Annotated in this window: 17 protein-coding genes; 10 read left to right on the top strand and 7 right to left on the bottom strand. The window is 56.4% G+C overall.

The features are described from left to right. Positions 1-82 precede the first annotated feature (82 nt). Both guaA and ACLQMU_RS05545 read right to left on the bottom strand, forming a co-directional pair. The gene (gene guaA, locus ACLQMU_RS05550) at positions 83-1,000 is read right to left on the bottom strand and encodes a glutamine-hydrolyzing GMP synthase (protein WP_422148469.1); all 918 of its coding nucleotides are present in this window, start codon (positions 998-1,000) and stop codon (positions 83-85) included. Between the two features lie 14 nt (positions 1,001-1,014). Continuing rightward, on the bottom strand, positions 1,015-2,595 hold the full coding sequence (locus tag ACLQMU_RS05545) for a CTP synthase (protein ID WP_424039246.1): 1,581 nt from the start codon (positions 2,593-2,595) through the stop codon (positions 1,015-1,017). Positions 2,596-3,069: 474 nt separating this feature from the next. Here ACLQMU_RS05545 and ACLQMU_RS05540 point away from each other — a divergent pair, with 474 nt between their 5' ends. After that, positions 3,070-3,813 carry a tetratricopeptide repeat protein gene (locus tag ACLQMU_RS05540; RefSeq protein WP_422148466.1) on the top strand — a complete coding sequence of 248 codons (744 nt, stop codon included), beginning with the start codon at positions 3,070-3,072 and terminating at the stop codon, positions 3,811-3,813. A gap of 351 nt (positions 3,814-4,164) precedes the next feature. On the opposite strand, the gene ACLQMU_RS05535 is transcribed toward ACLQMU_RS05540, so the two are convergent. Next, complete coding sequence (locus ACLQMU_RS05535; RefSeq protein WP_422148465.1) at positions 4,165-4,581, bottom strand: PaaI family thioesterase; 417 nt, start codon at positions 4,579-4,581, stop codon at positions 4,165-4,167. A 176-nt stretch (positions 4,582-4,757) separates the two neighbouring features. Between ACLQMU_RS05535 and ACLQMU_RS05530 the strand changes: the two genes are divergently transcribed. The 5 genes from ACLQMU_RS05530 (at position 4,758) to ACLQMU_RS05510 (ending at position 9,457) form a co-directional block, all read left to right on the top strand. Then, positions 4,758-4,988 (top strand): hypothetical protein, encoded by a 231-nt coding sequence (locus ACLQMU_RS05530; protein WP_422148464.1) that lies wholly within the window; start codon positions 4,758-4,760, stop codon positions 4,986-4,988. A gap of 98 nt (positions 4,989-5,086) precedes the next feature. Next, a complete protein-coding gene (locus ACLQMU_RS05525) occupies positions 5,087-5,794 on the top strand; it encodes a dolichyl-phosphate beta-glucosyltransferase (RefSeq protein ID WP_424039249.1) in 708 nt (235 codons plus the stop codon). Beyond that, positions 5,791-7,605, top strand: a complete 1,815-nt coding sequence (locus ACLQMU_RS05520; RefSeq protein WP_422148462.1) for a tetratricopeptide repeat protein — start codon at positions 5,791-5,793, stop codon at positions 7,603-7,605. Before ACLQMU_RS05525 ends, ACLQMU_RS05520 begins: the two co-directional genes overlap by 4 nt. Beyond that, complete coding sequence (brxD, locus tag ACLQMU_RS05515) at positions 7,586-8,875, top strand: BREX system ATP-binding protein BrxD (RefSeq protein WP_424039251.1); 1,290 nt, start codon at positions 7,586-7,588, stop codon at positions 8,873-8,875. The genes ACLQMU_RS05520 and brxD overlap by 20 nt, the downstream gene beginning before the upstream one ends. Positions 8,876-8,923: 48 nt before the next feature. Further along, entirely contained in the window at positions 8,924-9,457 is a 534-nt protein-coding gene (locus ACLQMU_RS05510; RefSeq protein WP_422148460.1) for a hypothetical protein, read from the top strand. Positions 9,458-9,500: 43 nt separating this feature from the next. Here the strand turns inward: ACLQMU_RS05510 and hisD are convergent, their stop codons facing one another. Next, positions 9,501-10,784, bottom strand: coding sequence for a histidinol dehydrogenase (hisD, locus tag ACLQMU_RS05505; RefSeq protein ID WP_422148459.1), 1,284 nt, complete (start codon positions 10,782-10,784; stop codon positions 9,501-9,503). A 106-nt stretch (positions 10,785-10,890) separates the two neighbouring features. Continuing rightward, positions 10,891-12,018, bottom strand: a complete 1,128-nt coding sequence (locus tag ACLQMU_RS05500; protein WP_422148458.1) for a putative sulfate/molybdate transporter — start codon at positions 12,016-12,018, stop codon at positions 10,891-10,893. A gap of 337 nt (positions 12,019-12,355) precedes the next feature. Between ACLQMU_RS05500 and ACLQMU_RS05495 the strand changes: the two genes are divergently transcribed. From ACLQMU_RS05495 to ACLQMU_RS05485, 3 genes are all read left to right on the top strand, one after another. After that, a complete protein-coding gene (locus tag ACLQMU_RS05495; protein WP_422148456.1) occupies positions 12,356-12,556 on the top strand; it encodes a hypothetical protein in 201 nt (66 codons plus the stop codon). A 12-nt stretch (positions 12,557-12,568) separates the two neighbouring features. Continuing rightward, positions 12,569-12,754, top strand: coding sequence for a hypothetical protein (locus ACLQMU_RS05490; RefSeq protein ID WP_422148455.1), 186 nt, complete (start codon positions 12,569-12,571; stop codon positions 12,752-12,754). A gap of 83 nt (positions 12,755-12,837) precedes the next feature. Next, positions 12,838-13,626, top strand: coding sequence for an MBL fold metallo-hydrolase (locus ACLQMU_RS05485; RefSeq protein ID WP_422148454.1), 789 nt, complete (start codon positions 12,838-12,840; stop codon positions 13,624-13,626). 5 nt (positions 13,627-13,631) lie between these two features. Here the strand turns inward: ACLQMU_RS05485 and ACLQMU_RS05480 are convergent, their stop codons facing one another. After that, positions 13,632-14,705 (bottom strand): response regulator, encoded by a 1,074-nt coding sequence (locus ACLQMU_RS05480; RefSeq protein ID WP_422148453.1) that lies wholly within the window; start codon positions 14,703-14,705, stop codon positions 13,632-13,634. 70 nt (positions 14,706-14,775) lie between these two features. After that, on the bottom strand, positions 14,776-15,969 hold the full coding sequence (locus ACLQMU_RS05475) for a hypothetical protein (RefSeq protein ID WP_422148452.1): 1,194 nt from the start codon (positions 15,967-15,969) through the stop codon (positions 14,776-14,778). A 164-nt stretch (positions 15,970-16,133) separates the two neighbouring features. On the opposite strand from ACLQMU_RS05475, the gene ACLQMU_RS05470 reads away from it, so the two are divergent. Then, positions 16,134-17,789: an ATP-dependent DNA ligase gene (locus ACLQMU_RS05470; protein ID WP_422148495.1), complete on the top strand. Its 1,656-nt coding sequence runs from the start codon at positions 16,134-16,136 to the stop codon at positions 17,787-17,789. Positions 17,790-17,792: the final 3 nt, after the last annotated feature.

Here is a 17,792-nt window from a genome sequence, read left to right as displayed (position 1 = left end):
TTTTCCTATCCTTTTTCAGAAATACGGGCATATAGTCCTGACCGCCCCCATAATTCCCGGACAATTTAATGGATCGTGGGGGTTATTCGTACTCGATAGTCGCCGGAGGTTTCGGGGTGATGTCGTAGACCACCCTGGCGACGCTCGGGATCTCTGCGGTGATCCTCGCGCCAATTCTCGTCAGATCAGCGAACGGAATCTCGAGGGGATCGGCGGTCATCCCGTCACGGGAGTTCACGGCACGGATCGCGACGATCCACCCGTGGATCCGGTTATCCCCCTTCACCCCGGTCCCGAGACCGACGAGGGCGGCAAAGCACTGCCACGGGTGGTACTGTTCGACGATCTCGGACTCGGCGATCCAGTTGGCCTCCCGGACCACCGCGACCTTTTCCCGGGTGACCTCCCCGAGGATCCTGACTGCAAGGCCAGGCCCGGGAAACGGCATCCGGTGCTGGATCTCCCGCGGCAGGCCTAGGGCCCCGGCCACATCCCGCACCTCGTCCTTGTAGAGGTCGCGGATCGGTTCGATCACTTTCGTAAACGCTGTCTCAAGAGGCATACCTCCGACGTTGTGGTGGCTTTTGATGCCCCCTTCGCTCTCGATCCGGTCCGGGTAGATCGTGCCCTGTAACAGGCACGTGGCTCCCGATTTTTTTGCCTCCCGCTCGAAGACCCGGATAAAGCGTTCGCCGATTGCCTTGCGCTTTTTTTCAGGATCGGTAATCCCGGCAAGCGCGGCAAGGAATTCGTCGCCAGCGTCGACCACCTGGAGCCGTATGTTGCTAAAGACCGTTTTTATCCGTTCAGTCTCACCCTTGCGCATCAGGCCGGTATCGATGTAGATCGGGATCAGATGGTCGCCGATCGCCCGGGCGGCAAGCGCGGCGCAGACCGAGCTGTCGACCCCTCCCGAGAGCGCCATCACGACCTTTTCCGTGCCGGCGGCGTTCTTGATCTCCTCGATTGCCTGTGGGATGAATTTTTCTGTCCTGACCATACCTGTCCGCCTGCCTATTTTGTCCGCTTGTTTGCCCTGCACGCCTCGACAAACCCTAGATAGGGTGGTGAGGGCCGGGTCGGCCGTGACCTGAACTCGGGGTGGAATTGCGTTGCAAAGAAGAACGGGTGGGCGGGGAGTTCAAGGCACTCCATCCGGTTCCTGTTGGTGGCCGAAAAGACCAGTCCCTCCTTCTCCAGCTTTTCGATATAATGCGGGTTTACCTCGTACCGGTGACGGTGGCGTTCGACAATCTGCTTCTGCCCGTACAGTTTCATCGCAAGGGTGCCGTCCCGGATATCGGAAGTGTAGTCCCCAAGGCGCATCGTGCCGCCCAGTTCCGTCACGCTCTCCTGCTCGGGGAGGAGCGCGATCACATGCGAGCCTTCCCCGAACTCCTCGCTTGTGGCATCCGCAGTGCCGCATCGGTTCCGTGCAAATTCGATGGTTGCCAGCTGGAACCCGAGACAGAGCCCCAGGAAGGGCACGTTATTCTCGCGGGCAAACCGGATTGCCTCAATCTTGCCCTCGATGCCGCGCTTCCCAAAACCACCCGGGATGAGAATGCCATCGTAATCCTTGAGCTGGCAGCGCTCATACCGCTCCGCGTCCAGCCACGCGATCTTCACCTCGGTGGAGAGTGCCCGGCCGGCATGCTTGAGCGCCTCCTTGATGCTGATATAGACGTCCTCGATGCCATACTTGCTCACGATCGCGACCGTCACCCGGTTCGTGTATTCTTTTGTCACGAGCCGGTACCACGAGGGATCGGTCTCTTTATCCTCAAGGCCGAGGATAGTGGAGAGGACATCAGCGATACCCTCCTTTTCCATCTCCATGGGAACCTCATAGGTATCGCCGGCGGTGGCAGCCGAAATGACTGCACTGATAGGGAGATCGCAAAACGCCGAGATCTTGCGCTTGGTGTTGGCGCCGATTACCCGTTCGCTCCTGCCGACAATGATATCTGCGTGAAGCCCGAGTTCCCGGAGGGCCTTTACCGAATGCTGGGTGGGCTTGGTCTTTAAGTCCCCCATCGCATCCTCGGGAACGAGGGTTACATGGATCAGGACATAGTCGTGCGCAGGAAGATCGCCCCGCATCTGCCGGACTGCTTCCAGGAACGGCATGCTTTCGATATCGCCGACGGTGCCTCCGACCTCGACAAGACACACGTCTGCGTTCGTGCCATCGGGAAACTCCTCCTCGGCCGCCTGCTTGATGCACGTCTTGATCTGGTCGGTGATGTGGGGGATGATCTGGACGGTCTCTCCAAGGAAATCGCCCCGGCGTTCCTTATCGATAACCGTGCGGTATACCTTACCGGTCGTGATATTGTGAGATGCAGTAAGCTCGATATCGAGGAACCGCTCGTAATTGCCGAGATCGAGATCGACCTCGCTTCCGTCCTTGAGGACAAAAACCTCCCCGTGCTGGGCGGGGTTCATCGTCCCTGCGTCTATATTAAGGTACGGGTCGATTTTTACGGCCGTGACCCGGTATCCCCGGTTTTTCAGGATACGTCCGACTGAAGCAGCCGTGATCCCTTTTCCCAGGCCGCTCATAACACCACCGGTGATAAAAATGTATTTCACGTGATCTCCCCGATTGCATACCATTTGAGCCGCATTCCCTATTATTATTATCTTAACGACGGGATAGAACGGCCGGTCCGGGCTCTTAAAGCAAAAGGAGGTAAGATCTCCAATACCAGGGTCAAAATAACCCGCGTTATACCCAGGAGAAACTAGTTACCTGTGGACATACTAGGTATCTCTGACCATTTCAGGAGATGTACGCCATCTTTGTCGGGATTGCGCTCAGGCTAATCTTTGGGGCAAGCGGATCTGCAGCATTGTTTCCTCCCGGGTACCGGGAAATGCCGGTCCCGGAGGATCTCCGCAATACCTCCGTTGTCACGAGTTTCATGCCTGCCTCGGAGGCATGCCGTGGTACCACCCTTCTTTTTTATATAGTACCTGCATTGAATGGAGCGATGCCCCACCGGTATAACCACCCCGCATTCGCGAAAGCAAGATTGATGTCAGGACAGCACCCATATACCGGGTATGAAACGAGGGCAGATCCTTGGAATCCTGGCACTTCTTCTGGTATGTGCCATAACGGTCATTCCCGCCATGGCAGCAAACGTGAGTGTGACCACCCCCACAGCTCACGATGCAGCCACGGATTACTACAACGATGCCGAGTATGCACTGGCAGCCGGGAACTACACTAATGCGATTGCACTCTACGATCAGGCGCTCGGATCGAATACGACAATGATCAAACTGAGCAATGCGCTCTTTTCTACCTATCAGGATAAATCCTATGCGCAGATGCAGATGGGGAACTATACCGGCGCGATAGCGACCCTCAACGCCGGCCTTGTGGTGTATCCCAATGATGAAAATTTCCTGAATAACAAAGGCTACGCCCAGTACAACCTCGGGAATTATGCAGATGCAGTGACCTCCTATGATCAGGCGCTGGCCAGTGATGCGAACTTTACTCCTGCGCTGATCAACAAGGGAGACGCACTGGAGAAGATGGGAAACTACCAGGACGCCGTAACGGCCTATAAAGCGGCGCTCGCAAGCGATCCCAACAATCCCGACAACACCTCAGCAATCACGAAGCTTGCCGCAGCAGAGAAAGCCGCCGCTTCCGCCCCGCCGGTCACCCTTATCGTTCTCGCTGTCGTTGTAGTCATCGTTGCCGCCGGTGTTGCGTACTATGTCACGAGAAAGACACCCGTCGGGGGCAAGACAGGGGAAGAATCAGATAAAAAAGCGGGCAAAACAAAGAAGTGAGTTGAAAGTAAGCCGGTTTTTTCTTTTTTAGGTCTTCTAAAAAACCCGGATTTTTCCATCTTTTAAAATACCTGTCGATTGAGGGAACTGTACCCGGGCCTTCCGAAGATAGCTCGCCCCTTAAAAAAGGGCTCCGTAGAAAAGAATGTGCACCGATCGAATTCGCCCCGGAATTATAAAACCTGCAAAATCTTCGGATCTCTTTCTTCATGGCCCATCCGGGGCACGGCTGGGCAGGAAGTTTTTTCTTTTTGTTACGCCGCCGCGGGGCTTCCTGCCGGGTGCGGTGGCAGCCATCGTCATATGGTGGGGAGAAACGATCTCCTCATGTTGCTGGATCGCTTTTTCATATCATTTGCAGGCCATCAAGGCAAACGAGGCTGTCGTCCGGGAAAGTACTGTCTTATCTGTATCATCAACCCGGACCTCTCCCTCGCAGAACGCGACCCGCCGCCCTTTCCGGATCACCCGTCCCTCAGCGAGGATCACGCCGTCCCGGATACCTTTGATGAAGCTCGTGGACTCAGAGATGGTCGCGATTCCTTCGGTCATTTCAAGCATCGGGTAGAGCGCAAGCGCCATCGCCTCATCGGCAAGCGCCACGAGCATTCCCCCCTGCAGCCAGCCCACGCCGTTGTGCATATCAGACCGGACTGCCATTTTCAGGATTGCCCTGCCTTCCTCCATAGTGACAACCTCGATCCCTGCCAGGCAGAAGAAAGGATTTGCGTATTTCCCGTCCTTTCGTATGTTATCCAGATAGGTCATGGTACTCCGGGGGACATGTCTGGAACGGGAGGGGATTAAGGTTGCCATAACAAACGGGATGACACCTGGCTTAAGATAGATAAAACCCCGGTCGCAAAGTGCGCGTCATGCGGATGTGCGACGGCGTCAGGATATTCCCCCATCATTTAATATCCGGCATTCCTGAAGTATGTACCATGGAAGATGCAGAACTCAAAAGCATGTTCACCGATCTGATCTGGCTGAACGCGCTGATCGCAACCGAACTCATCCAGGTGACCGAGAACACCTCCGCCATCCTGCGCAAATCCTCTCCTCCCGAGACCTGCCTTAAGGATCACCAGGATCTCCGGGCAACTGCGCTTGCCATCGCGGAGAAATATCATAAGGAAACGGCACTCGCCCGGCACCTGGGAAAACACCAGTAATATTATTGGCACTCTCCACCCAATGGTACAGGATTATACCGCTGCCGGGCCGGAAGTTACCGGGGCGGCAACATCGGATCACCACGTTACTGCCTGCCATGTCCCCCACCCCCGTTCTCAGGTACAGCCTGGTCATCCCTGCTTATAACGAGGAAAAACGGATTGCGTGCCTTTTTGAGTCCATTACGCAGTTCGACGGGGAGCTCATTGTTGTCTGCGACGGGAGCGACCGGACAGCGGATGTTGTTGAGGCCGTAGCAAAAAGCCACCCGTCGCTTTCCATCCGCTGCCTGCGCTTTTCCACCCGGCTCGGCAAGGGCGGCGGCGTGATTGCCGGGTTGGCTGCGGCACAGGCGCCGCTCGTGGGCTACGTTGACGCGGACGGCTCCACCGGGATTGACGAGATATGCCGTCTTTTCGGGAAGTTATCCTCTTTTGATGCCGTCATCGGCTCCCGCTGGGTACCGGGTTCGCGGCCCGTGATCCGGCAAAGCTGGCTGCGCCGGCTGGAGAGCCGGGGTTTCAACAGGGTTATCAGGATTTTGTTCGGGCTCTCCTTCCACGATACACAGTGCGGGGCAAAAGTCTTTAAAAAATCCGCGGTCGAAGCGGTACTTCCCCACCTTATTGCGCGGGGTTTTGAGTTCGATGTCGAGCTGATCTGGAGGTTGTCGCGGGCCGGGTACCGGATCGAGGAGATTCCTATCGCATGGCAGAACAAGGGAGATTCCCGGGTCCGGAAAGGGGACATGGTACGGATGCTCACCGGTCTCCTCCGGATCCGGCTCCACCCGGGCACGCCATGACTCCGGTAACTGCAGACGACGGGAAAAAAGAGGCTTTCAGGCTATACAGCGAGGGACGGTACCGGGAGTCGCTCGCGTTATGCAACCGGCTGCTTGAGTCGGCCCGGGATCCCGCCCTTGAAATCCTCGCCGCCACCAACCTGTTCTCCTGGGGAAAACTTGAGGACGCAGAGGTGTATTTCCGGGATCTCGCCCGGAGGATGCCGGAGTCATCCCATATCCACAGCTATCTTGCAAAGGTGCTCGAACAGGAAGGTAACGATAGTGCGGTTGCAGAGTACGCAGCAGCGGTCCGGCTCGATCCCGGTAACCAGGACGCCCTGCGCAGCTATGCGGCAAGTCTCATCGCACGAAAGGATGAACGGGGGGCTCTCCCGGTTTTAAAAAGGCTCTGCACGCTCGGACAACGACCCGATGATCTCCGGTACCTGACCGCCGCACTCACCCGGACAGGGCGGGCAGAAGAAGCCTGTGCCCTGAACCAGTCCCCCAAAGGCGTGAAACTGAAAAGCCGGGAATATGCCGAGGCTCTTTGTGCAACCGGGAGGTACCGCGAGGCGGCTGATGAGGCACAGGGGCTCTACGATGAAACGCACGACCCTGCGACCCTCCGGTTGTGTCTTGCCGCACGGGCCCGGGCGGATCCTGCCTTTGATCCCGGAACCTACGCATCGGTTCTCAAAGAAATTCCCGATCCCGGTATTTTTCTGGATTATGTGAACCTTTTACAGGACCGGGGAGAATATCTCCGGGCGCTTGCCACCGTAAAAAAACTGATCGCACTTGACAAAAAGCCGCAGCACCGGCTCATCGCGTGCGAACTGTCTGCGGCGCTGGGCGACCATGTAAACGCCCTGGCCGATTATGAGAGCCTGATCCGGGACGAACTGGATGCTCCCTGCCCATCAGACGCTCTCAGGCAGATCCTCAGTTCATACCGTCATTATATGATGGCGCAGCTCCCGAAGGGAGAAGATCTTGAGCGGTTTCTCGCACGGGTGTCCGGGGACACAAACGTCATCTGTCTTGCAGAGACCGCACAGATGTATTGTGAACTGGGGGAGGTCGATATGGCGCGTTCCTGGTACTACCGGGCGTACCGCGCCGATTACTTAAACGGCGGTCTTCCCTATGCAGAGTTCCTCGCTTCATTAGGAAATGACCGCGAGTGCGAGAAAGTCCTGCTCTACATCCTCGCAAATGTCGGGAGACTGGCAGATCTCAGCCGGGTCGCGGCGGCCGTGACAAAAAACGAGAGAACGCTGCTTCGGATGCGACGTCTTACCGGAGAATTGATCCGGCGCATGGAGGAGCGGCGGGATATGCTGGGATCCGATGACCGGGAATGCCTGGCCGTCGCGTACCGGAGCGCAGCCACCGATGCACTGTCACGCGAAGACTTTGCGGCATGCATGGAGAACTGCCTCTGCGGTATTGATGTGCTCCCAGCATACCCCCGTGAATGCAGAACAGACGATTTTCTCATCCTGGTACACCGAACAAAGGAGCAGATGCTCACAGACAGTCCGGTTATAAAGGCGCCGCGATCGGAGAAACCTGCCGCTGCACGGCAATCCGTGGAAGCGTTGACGGAAGTCATGGCGCTCTCCGTTCCAGAGCAGAAAATTCTCGCATTTCTTGTCGCCCACAAGAGGGCGAGCGAAACTGACCTGCGCCGGCTGCTGGGTACCCGCAGGGTCGCCGGGATCGTAAATATCCTGATCCGGAAGGCAAAAGCACAGGGAATTATGCTCCTGGAGAAAAAAGGAATGAGTGCAGAGGGGGAAGTCTATGAATACTGCGGAGCCTGACCAGACAGACCGGCACCGGCACGAAAGTCTCAACATCATAAACGCGCTCAGGCGGGGGACCGTCCCGGCTGAAGGCCTTGAACGGATCGTGGTCGGGCTTGATATGGAGGAGGGCGTGATCGCGAGGCAGCTGGAGTATGTTGCGGAAGGAGGAGGCGACCTCAAGTTCATCCGGGGGGACTATGGAAGCGGGAAGACATTTTTTGTCGCCCGCGCCCTTGAGATCGCCACCGGCAAAGGCTTTGCCACCGCCCATGTGTTTGTCTCCCCCTCAGCCCCGCTCTCAAAACCAAAAGCACTCTACCAGCAGATCTGTGCCAATCTCAGGACAAATGAGACAGAACACGCGCTCAAGACCATCGTTGACAACTGGCTCTTTGCTATCGAAGAGCGGTTGATCTCGGCAGGCCGGGGGGGGGAAGGCGAAAGCGCACTCGAAACGGCCGCGGAAAAAGAGATCGAAACGGCACTGGCCGGTATCAGCGAAAAGAACACCGCCCTGGCTGCAGCGCTCCGCACGTACTACCGGGCCTACAATGCCGGTGATTTCCCGATCGCTCAGGCGGCCATCGGCTGGATCGCGGCAGAACCCACCATCGGGCGCGACTTCAAACAGAAGGCAGGTATCAAAGGAGAAGTCGATGATACCATGGCGTTTCTCTTCCTTTCAGGGCTTGTCGAGATCATCCACAGTGCGGGATACCAGGGGCTTGCGATCGCGATCGATGAACTGGAGACCACGCAGGGGCTCCAGCGGAACCAGCGGGAGAGAAGTTACCAGACACTAGCCCGGATAATAGATGCTCTTGACGGAGGGCGGATGCCGCACTGTTACTTTTTGTTCACCGGCACCCCTGCCTTTTTCGACAGCTCGCGGGGCATACGATCGGTGACACCGCTTTACGACCGGATCAGCGTTGTTGAGAGCGGTACATACAAAAATCCCCGCCAGCCCCAGATCCACCTCTCCCGTTTTGATACCGGCAAACTCGAACTTGTAGCCCTCAAAGTTATCGATGTGTACTCGCAGGCCTACCGCGAGGTGGACCGGGAGAGGGTCTCCCACCGGTTCATACGGGCCATGATCAAAAAGATCACCGGCCGTTTTGGTGGCCGGGTGGACGTGATCCCGAGAATTTTCCTCAAGGAATTTATCGACGTGCTGGACAAGTGCGAGATTTACGAGGATTATAACCCGGCCGATGCCTATGAGTTCGAGGCCGGGGACCTCAGGGAGGAAGAGGAAGCGGTCATGGTTGTGGAGTTTTAAAACCACGCGGTGATACTGTTTTATCGTTCCAGCAAGAAGGGTACTGGTATGCGCGGGTGGATCTGTCTTCTGGCAGTTACCCTTCTCTTTTGTGGGGGGATTTGCCCGGCGGGAGCGGAAAATGTCACCATCAATGCCACTCCCACGGTGGCGCACATCGGGGACATGGTCACCCTCAGCGGCACGGTCTCGGGTATCCGTACGATTGCCGTCTACCTCTTTGTCGCCGGCCCGGATCTGGATTCCCGGGGTGTCACGCTGGAGAACCTCAATATCCCGGCCGGGCACGGTCTTTTTACCACCGCGCCGGTGGACATGAATGACGGTTCCTGGAATTACTCATGGGACACATCAAGTATTCTCGGCAACATGAACCCGGGAACCTACACGGTGTACGTAGTAACCTCACCGATCGACCGGGAACGGTTCGGTCACAGCAGCTATGCCAAGGCGGATATTACCTTCCTCCCCCCGGAGAAGGAGCCCCCGCCAATCCCCCTTTGCCCGGGTATCGCAGTTGTGGCGCTTGCGATATCGATCATCGTCGGGTCCTGTTCTATCCGCCGGCTGAAGAAAACGTAAGGAGAAATTGTCTGGACCGGCGGGAGAACCTGGTCCTCTGTTTTCAGCACCCGGAATTGCTCTTCCGGTTCCCTGTTTTCTCCTGCCGCCGTACATGCACGGACCGGGCGTGGGCGGTAAGTCCCTCAGCCGTGGCAAGAGTTTCGATGATGTCACCGATACTGTCCAGTCCTTCTCTGGTGAGAATCTGGACCGAAGAGGTCTTGCAGAAATGGTGCACGTCAAGGCCCGAATATTGCCGGGCATAACCGGCGGTCGGGAGGACGTGGTTGGTGCCTGACGCATAATCCCCGCAGGCAACCGGGGTGTAGGGCCCGATAAATATCGCCCCTGCATTTCGTATACCGCCAAGGACCGGGAGGGGATCGGCCACCTGGATGGAGAGGTGCTCGGGTGCGACAGCATTTGAAATTGCGACCGCTTCCGCCAGGTCCTCGGCGACAATATAGCCGGAGTTTTTGAGCGCCTGTGCAATAATGTCCTTACGCGGGGCGTGTTCTGCCTGCTTTTTGATGTCGGCGCCAACACGCTCGGCGAGAGCGGCAGAGGTGGAGATGAGGAGACAGGCTGCATGTGGATCGTGCTCAGCCTGGGCGAGGATATCGGCGGCAACATACGCCGCTACCGCTCCCTCGTCTGCGATCACTGCGATCTCACTGGGACCTGCGGGGAAATCAATCTCGGCATACTCACGGAGCATCATCTTTGCGGCGGTTACGTACACGTTGCCCGGTCCCACGATCTTATCCACCGGATCGATGGTCTCTGTCCCGAGTGCCATCGCGGCTATCGCCTGCGCACCCCCACACTGGTAGATCTCGTGCACGCCGGCAATATCGAGAGCGACAAGAGTGAGCGGCTGGATCGGCGGCGGGGAACAGCAGCAGATTTCAGGAACGCCGGCGATTCGCGCGGGAACCGTGCACATAAGGGCGGTCGAAGGATATGCAGCACGGCCACCGGGCACGTATGCTCCGACACGGGAGAGCGGGGTTGTCTTCACGCCGAGGGTAATGCCGGGCTCAATCTCGTTGAGCCAGAGGCCCCGGGGCAGCTGGAGCTCGTGAAACCGGCTGATCCGTACCTCCGCCTCCACGAGGCATTCGGTGATTCGTGCATCGACCTGCTCGTACGCTGCCTCACGTGCATCCTCATCAACTGCAATCGTATCCAGATGCACCTTGTCGAATTTTTCGGAGAGTTCGATAAGGGCCGCATCCCCCCCCAACCTCACTTTCTCGATAATCTCCTGTACCGGGCCATGGACTGCATCCAGACGGGACGTACGCCGCGAGACCCAGGTTTCGACATCAACCGCGCTCCACATAGCAGAAAAACTCGGCGGGAAAGGTTGTTAAGGTTTTCGTTATCCGGGCCTGATTCAACCTGCAAATATGTTCATAGACGCAAACCGTATTCGAATCCCTACGGATTCAGATGACCGGGCCTTTGGATACCGGCTTCCTTTTTACCCCAGCAAGAAGGTACGCGGCTATCAGGCCGACGATAAATGCGACCGTCATGGATACGGCAAGGGCAAGCAGCCCGATAAGGCCGGTGATGAAGAGAGAATCGGTCCTGATGCTGTGCCGGGCCATCTCGATACCGACAAAGACGAGGAGGGCGCCGAGGACTCCCACCGCTACGATGGAGAGCACCTGGGGGGAGGAAAAGAACAGGGCAAGGATGATAAAGATCAGGCCGGCGATGATGCTTGCCCCCCCGGTCCGTGCCCCGTAGCGGTACTGTCCGGCAAGTCCGCCGGCCCCATGGCACATGGGAAATCCGCCGAATGGCACCGACACGATGTTCATGAGGCCGATAGTTGTCGAGAGCATCTTTGGGGGCACGTCCTTTTCGAACAAATCTTTCGTCAGCAGGGAGGTTGCAAGGATCGCATTTGCGATGGTGAGCACCACCTGCGGCAGTACGAGGGTGGAGAGGGCGGCGGGAAAATCCGTCGGTACAGGAATTACCAGTGCTGGCGGGGGGATCAGGCTGAGGGGGGGGATTCCATGCAGGATGATCCCGCCGATTACACCCACCGCAATAACACAGATTGATGAGAGATCAGGGATGCCCCGGTAGCGGACAAAGAGAATAAACACCATGATGATGGCGATACCGATGACGAAAAAGATAGAATCCGTGATCACAAAATCTATGGACGCCTTAAAGAGGAGCAGGGCGAGTCCGAGCTGGATACCCCGTACGACACTCTGAGGTACCCATTTCTCGATGACCGAAAAACACCGGCCGTAGCCGAGTACCAGAAAAATAACACCGAGAATGAGACCGGCGGCCGCTATTTCCCCGCTCCCGATTCCACCGGCGATCACAATTACTGCGATCGCCTTCATCGGTTCAAGAGGGATGGGCAGCCGGTAATAGAGCCCGGTAAGGATGAACCAGACCCCGAAAAAGAGGAGGATATAGCGTGGATTGACATCAGATACCAGCGCAACGGCAAGTATGAGAGGGATGATCGTCCCGAAGTCGCCGAGCGATCCGGCAAACTCTGAGATCGTGAACCGCAGGGAATTGGATTGTTTATCGGTCACCCACTCACCCGACTTGAACTACAATCCATAGCTGTTCTTCCCGTATAACGGTACCAACGTTCTCGCCGTTAATGGTCTTTTCCCTGTTTTTTAACAGGATACACCTTTCAGGGATGTCGAATTCCTGACAGAGTGACTTGGGGTGAACCATTTTCCGTGTTCGCAAAAAGAGGGCTGCACTTGCTTTCTGCAGGGCTGACCCGTCTTTTCCGCGAACCCCCCTCAACATTCCTTCATGTAACTGATGTGGCATTACGTAAAGCAGGGACTTTCTCACTCACCTGATGACAGGCCACCCATATTCAATAAATTTATCTGTATCCTGCCGTAACAGTCAATGGAGTGCATCATGACTGACCTGCTCACGGATCTACTTATTTATATTGGTATTGGGATCATTATGTCCTCGATCGGGATGATCATCGGACACCAGCTCCTGACAATCTATTACTCGAAGCGCTTTGTAGTGCTCGCCAAAGAATGCTCCGATACCGATTCCATTGTACCGATCGTAGACGAGCTCGCGAAGGAGACGTGAGGGGGATATCCGATGGTCGACGTTGCAAGTTATACCCTGATTGGCGTCACGTGTTTCTGTTTTGGTCTCATCGTGAGTTTCCAGATTGCCCATATCCAGTACTGCCGGAAGCTGACGATTCTCGTGCGGCGCTCCATCTCCACGAAGACCATCGCCCCGGTGCTCGCAGAGTATGAAGCAATAAAAGCGAAAAAATAACTCCGGATTTCTTTTTTATTCCTTTCTCTGGTGCCGGCAGGATGAAAGCAGGTTAATACAAAAAAAGCCTATGGTAGGGAGATATGCGGTGTACGATTCTTGCGAGCGGGAGCAAGGGCAATTGCACATATATCGGGGGCTGCGACAGCGCCATCCTCGTTGACGTCGGTCTGAGTGCAAAGGAGACTCTGTACCGGCTCACGCAGACAGGCTGTGCTGCCGATACCATCGACGCGATTATCGTTACCCACGAGCATGTGGATCATACCAGGGGCCTGGACGTGCTCGCACGAAAACTGGAGTGCCCGGTCTATGCCACCGGGGGCACGCTTACAGATTTTCTCTGTCACCGGCGCACGTCGGATAAAACGCTCGAGACACACGCTTGCCGGTACGACAACCAGTTTGTGGCCGGAGGATTCACAATCTCACCATTTGCCACTTCCCACGACGCAAGAGAGCCCTGCGGATTTATCATTGAGGAGAACGGGAAAATGCTGGGGTACTGCACCGATACGGGCATCGTCACCCTCCATATGCTGGATCTGCTCCGGCGCTGCGACGGTATCGTGCTCGAAAGTAACCATTGCCCGGAGATGCTCGCAAACGGGCCATATCCCGAGTCCCTGAAACGGCGGATACGCTCCAGCCGGGGACACTTGTCAAACCCGGCGGCCGCCGCAGTGCTGCGAATGCTCGGAAAAGACGTGCCGCAGGTGGTTCTCTCCCACTTAAGCGAGATCAACAATACGCCGGACCGTGCCCGGGCGAGCGCACGCGAGGGCTTCGGGCTCTTCTTCGAAGAAAAGTGCCTGATCGTGGCGACCCAGAAGGGTTCGACACCGGATATCCCCCAGGAAATCCGGTTGTAAGTGCGTCAGGACAGAAACGCCCGGGCAAGCGATTCCTCAAGTTCCTTGAAGCCGTACGGTTTTACGAGGGCGGCTACGAACCCTCTGGCGGCGAAACTGACGACCATGGGGTGGGTGGCATATCCGCTGGAGATGATCGCCCGAACGTTGGGATCGAGCACCTGGAGCCGGGGCAGGGTTTCCTGTGCCCCCGACCCGCCCGGTACAGTGACATCCAGGATGACCGCGTCGAACGGCTCGGCATCAGTTTGGGCTTTTTTATACAGATCGATCGCTTCATCACCGTTCTCTGCCACAGTAACCTGGTGGCCCAGAAACGAGAGCATCTCACTTGTAGCCGAGAGGATTGCTGCCTCGTCATCCATCAGAAGGATCCTGTACGCTGCAGCAGTATCCTTCTTATGAGCGCCAGTACCCCGGGGAGGGCTTGCCGGGACATGTGCACTGCGTTGTGCACCAGCCTCTGTCTCAGGTTCCGCCGATGACGTAAGCAGCTGGCGTGACTGATCCCGCGCCCGCAGCACGCTATCTTCAGCACCATTTAAGTGCTCATATAATCGATCCCCACTGACGTCCGAGCGGCGTGAAAGCTGGATATTCGCAAGCGCTGAACTGAGCGAGTTGTTGATGTCATGGGCGATCTTTCGAACCATCGCGCCGTCGTACTCCCGTTTACTGCTACCGTTCACGCTGGCACCCTGCTCGAGAGAATGCCGGTAAACTGCAGCATCGATCACCTGCCGGAACTGTCTCGCGCCAAACGGTCGGACCAGACACCCGTACGGTACTGCGGTGTTTTTGCGTGGGACCGGGATATCATTATCGGAGGAAGCGACAAGAACCACCGGGGTGTTACAGAGCATCTGGAGTTTCTTTACCACCGCGGGGATACTCATGTCCCCGCGAAGATGAGTATCTATCAGCACGAGATCCGGATGCTTTGCCTCTGCCAGCGCGAAGGCCTCTTTTCCTGAAGACGCCCGTGCCTTCACCCGATACCCTGCCGTCTTTGCCTTGGACGCGAGATCGTCCGCATCCGCTGCCTTACCCGCTGCGATAAGGATTCGCACTACTGCCATAGAAAAGCCTCCTGCCGTCCCTGACGAATCGTTCTGCCTTCGTCCACACCTATCGTCATATGTCTTCCCATTATCGCGCCTCAATTTTGAGCAGTTTCATACAGTACTGATCGATGGCATCAAATATCGCCTTCTTTGCACGCATGACCGTTTTAGCATCGTCCGACTGAAAATCGTTCGCCACGTACTCGAGCAGAGTCACAAAATAGTGCTGGGGGCCGAATCTTTTTTTGATCTCGTCCATACAAGCGGACATCTCGACCTTCTTGCCGCGCATCATCTCAAACGCGTAGTCCAGCAGCACAGGTGCTTTTGCAGGAATGTTCTTGCTTACAGCAAGTTTCCGGAACCTGATATAGGTGTCCATCCGGCGGGTGATGATCGAAAGTTTAAGGCCATAGTAAATTGGTTCAAGGTCATCGGGATACTGCTGGGTCATCTGATTGACGACCCCGACAACACCGCTGGCGTCGCGGTTCTCGAGTTTGAGTTTGTAGAGCTCGCGCAGGAAGAACATATCGTTGTAAAACCGCCCGATCGCGATATTGAGGAGCTCCTCTTTTATGTCGCGTTTCCCGTCCCGGGACGCCTTTTCGATCCCGATGCGGATAAACTCGCGCTCGCCGGGGAACCAGTCGATCGCCTGCTTGATCATGAACCAGAAGATCTTGTTGATCCGGGGGTCTTCGGCAAGTTCGAGATCCTGAAGACGGTTTATCGGAGGGTTGAGATGGACGAGTTCGATCATCTGTTCCCGTGCGGCAAGTAGCATCTCGTTGGGGCGCTGGGACTCCCTGCCTCCCTCGACCGGCGTCTGCCGGGTGGAAAGGACGAAGTAACAGTAGGCAATCGCCGGGCAGATCAGGACATCCATGGACCGGTAATTATTGAGCTGCTCGGCAGCTTCCGCGTACTTTCCGGTGTTGATCATCTTCATGCCAAGCAGGATATCGTAGACTGCACGGCCACGGTTCCCGCGCTTGTTACTCAGGGCGTAGTTGAAAAGTTTCTTAACAAACGGGATATCGTCAGATTGCTTCGACGCGTCGAGTACTGCAAACGCGATCGCGTCGATGAACTGGTTGTAGAGAGCGTCGCTGAGGCCGGGGAGTGCCTTATCAAGCGATGCAATAACCTGACCGAAAAAAACCGGGAGGTTGGCGTCGATTTTTTCGCTGTTAGCTCTGATATATTCGATAAACTCTCTTTTTATGAGATCCAGTCTCTGCCGGACAACGGCCTCGGGCTGCCACTCGTCACCCATAGAGATTATCCACGACCTGCGCTACATGAACTATCGGCAGGACATTAAAAATACTTTTACTTTTATGGTGAGCACGAAAAAAGCGTTACATGGTCGAAAGCGCCGTTCAGGAGTTACAGCAAATGTTAATGCTCCAAATCGCCAAATCACACAACAGAAACGTCATGCTCTTTCTGGAGTTCTCCCGGTGCTGCGAAGAGATTGAGAACCTCTCCGGGCGCCTTGACATGATCGATGTGATCGGCCGGGTCCTGCCCGGGCTTTCACCGGAAGAACTCCCGGTCTTTGTCCGGTTTATCATGGGAAAGATCTTTCCCGACTGGAGTGCACAAAAACTCGGGATCGGACCCAGCCTGCTCTACGAAGCCGTGGGCTACGTTGCCGGGATAAAAAAAGACGCAGTGATCGTGAAGATCAACAAAACCGGGGACGTCGGAGTGGCTGTGGAAGAGCTCCTGTCAAAAAAATCACAAATCTCATTATCCCATCAGGATCTTGAAATTGTTGACGTATACAACAAACTCATCAGCATAGCGGCTCGTGGCGGAGCAACCTCGCAGAAAGAAAAAGTGCGTATGGTCCAGTTGCTGCTCGGGGATGCAAGTCCCCTTGAGGGACGGTATCTCGCCCGTATCATGCTCGAAGAACTCCGTATAGGTGTCGGAGAGGGAAGTGTCCGTGAAGCGATCGCAACGGCTTTCTCGGTCGATTCCGCGCTTGTTGAGCACGCAATGCAGGCCATCAATGATCTGGGCGAAGTGGCACGCCTCGCACGTATCGGGCAGGATGCCCTCCGGGATGTCCGCATCACGCTCTTCCATCCGGTCCGGATGATGCTTGCCCAGCAGGGCTCGATCCCCGGCATGGTGCAGGAACACGGCGAGGTTGCCGCCGAGTTCAAGTACGACGGTTCGCGGTTCCAGTTCCATAAAAAAGGTAACGCCGGGAAGATGTACTCCCGCAGGCTTGAGGACGTCAGTGGGGCGCTTCCCGATGTGATCGGACTGCTGCTCGCCTCCACAGACCACGACGTGATTCTTGATGGAGAGGTGATCGCCACCAAGGACGGGAGGCCCATGCCATTCCAGTCCGTACTGCGCCGGTTCCGGCGCCGTCATGATATCGCCGAGGCACAGGAGGCCATCACGCTGGTGCCCAACGTATTTGACATCCTCTATATCGATGGGGTGACGTTAATCGATCTACCGTTCACGGACCGCCGTAAACGGCTCGTGGAGATGGTGACCCGGCAGTATGTGGCACCGCAGGTGGTAAGTGCTGATACTCAGGTCATCGGGCGGACCTACCGTGATGCGCTTGCCGCCGGCCACGAGGGGATTATGCTCAAGGTGCCGGGTTCGCCCTACACCCCGGGTCAGCGGGGAAAGAACTGGATCAAGATCAAGCCTGAAGTCGACACGCTCGATCTTGCCGTCATCGGCGCTGAATGGGGCGAGGGGAAACGCGCCCATGTTTTTGGATCGTTCCTCGTGGCCTGCCAGGACCAGGGAAAACTTATCCCCCTTTCCCGGGTCGCCACTGGGTTTTCCGACGAGCAGCTTGCCGAAGTACACGATCTCCTCAAAGATACCGTAATTTCGAGCGCCGGTAAAGAGGTGCGTTTCGAGCCGGAACTGGTCTTTGAGGTAGGATACGCGGAACTTCAGGTCAGCCCAACCTATGAGGCCGGGTTTGCCCTCCGGTTTCCCCGCTTTATCCGGCTCAGGGACGACAAGGACACCACCGAGATCGAGACGCTCGACAGCATAAAAGACCGGTACCAGCGACAGTCCAAGTCAGCGCAGGCATACCGGAAATAAACG

Source organism: Methanoregula sp. (genome assembly GCF_052325125.1).
Lineage (GTDB): Archaea > Halobacteriota > Methanomicrobia > Methanomicrobiales > Methanospirillaceae > Methanoregula.
Note: the sequence above shows the minus strand (reverse complement) of the source record. Positions and strands in the feature narration are given on the sequence as shown.

What these genes read in the sequence shown, in the direction of transcription:
- ACLQMU_RS05525 (WP_424039249.1), top strand. Translation starts at nt 5,087, where the DNA reads ATGTCCCCCACCCCCGTTCTCAGGTACAGCCTGGTCATCCCTGCTTAT.
- ACLQMU_RS05470 (WP_422148495.1), top strand. Translation starts at nt 16,134, where the DNA reads ATGCTCTTTCTGGAGTTCTCCCGGTGCTGCGAAGAGATTGAGAACCTC.
- ACLQMU_RS05485 (WP_422148454.1), top strand. Translation starts at nt 12,838, where the DNA reads ATGCGGTGTACGATTCTTGCGAGCGGGAGCAAGGGCAATTGCACATAT.
- ACLQMU_RS05490 (WP_422148455.1), top strand. Translation starts at nt 12,569, where the DNA reads ATGGTCGACGTTGCAAGTTATACCCTGATTGGCGTCACGTGTTTCTGT.
- brxD (WP_424039251.1), top strand. Translation starts at nt 7,586, where the DNA reads ATGAATACTGCGGAGCCTGACCAGACAGACCGGCACCGGCACGAAAGT.
- ACLQMU_RS05510 (WP_422148460.1), top strand. Translation starts at nt 8,924, where the DNA reads ATGCGCGGGTGGATCTGTCTTCTGGCAGTTACCCTTCTCTTTTGTGGG.
- guaA (WP_422148469.1), bottom strand. Translation starts at nt 1,000, where the DNA reads ATGGTCAGGACAGAAAAATTCATCCCACAGGCAATCGAGGAGATCAAG.
- ACLQMU_RS05535 (WP_422148465.1), bottom strand. Translation starts at nt 4,581, where the DNA reads ATGACCTATCTGGATAACATACGAAAGGACGGGAAATACGCAAATCCT.
- ACLQMU_RS05520 (WP_422148462.1), top strand. Translation starts at nt 5,791, where the DNA reads ATGACTCCGGTAACTGCAGACGACGGGAAAAAAGAGGCTTTCAGGCTA.
- ACLQMU_RS05495 (WP_422148456.1), top strand. Translation starts at nt 12,356, where the DNA reads ATGGAGTGCATCATGACTGACCTGCTCACGGATCTACTTATTTATATT.
- ACLQMU_RS05480 (WP_422148453.1), bottom strand. Translation starts at nt 14,705, where the DNA reads ATGGCAGTAGTGCGAATCCTTATCGCAGCGGGTAAGGCAGCGGATGCG.
- hisD (WP_422148459.1), bottom strand. Translation starts at nt 10,784, where the DNA reads ATGTGGAGCGCGGTTGATGTCGAAACCTGGGTCTCGCGGCGTACGTCC.
- ACLQMU_RS05540 (WP_422148466.1), top strand. Translation starts at nt 3,070, where the DNA reads ATGAAACGAGGGCAGATCCTTGGAATCCTGGCACTTCTTCTGGTATGT.
- ACLQMU_RS05530 (WP_422148464.1), top strand. Translation starts at nt 4,758, where the DNA reads ATGGAAGATGCAGAACTCAAAAGCATGTTCACCGATCTGATCTGGCTG.
- ACLQMU_RS05475 (WP_422148452.1), bottom strand. Translation starts at nt 15,969, where the DNA reads ATGGGTGACGAGTGGCAGCCCGAGGCCGTTGTCCGGCAGAGACTGGAT.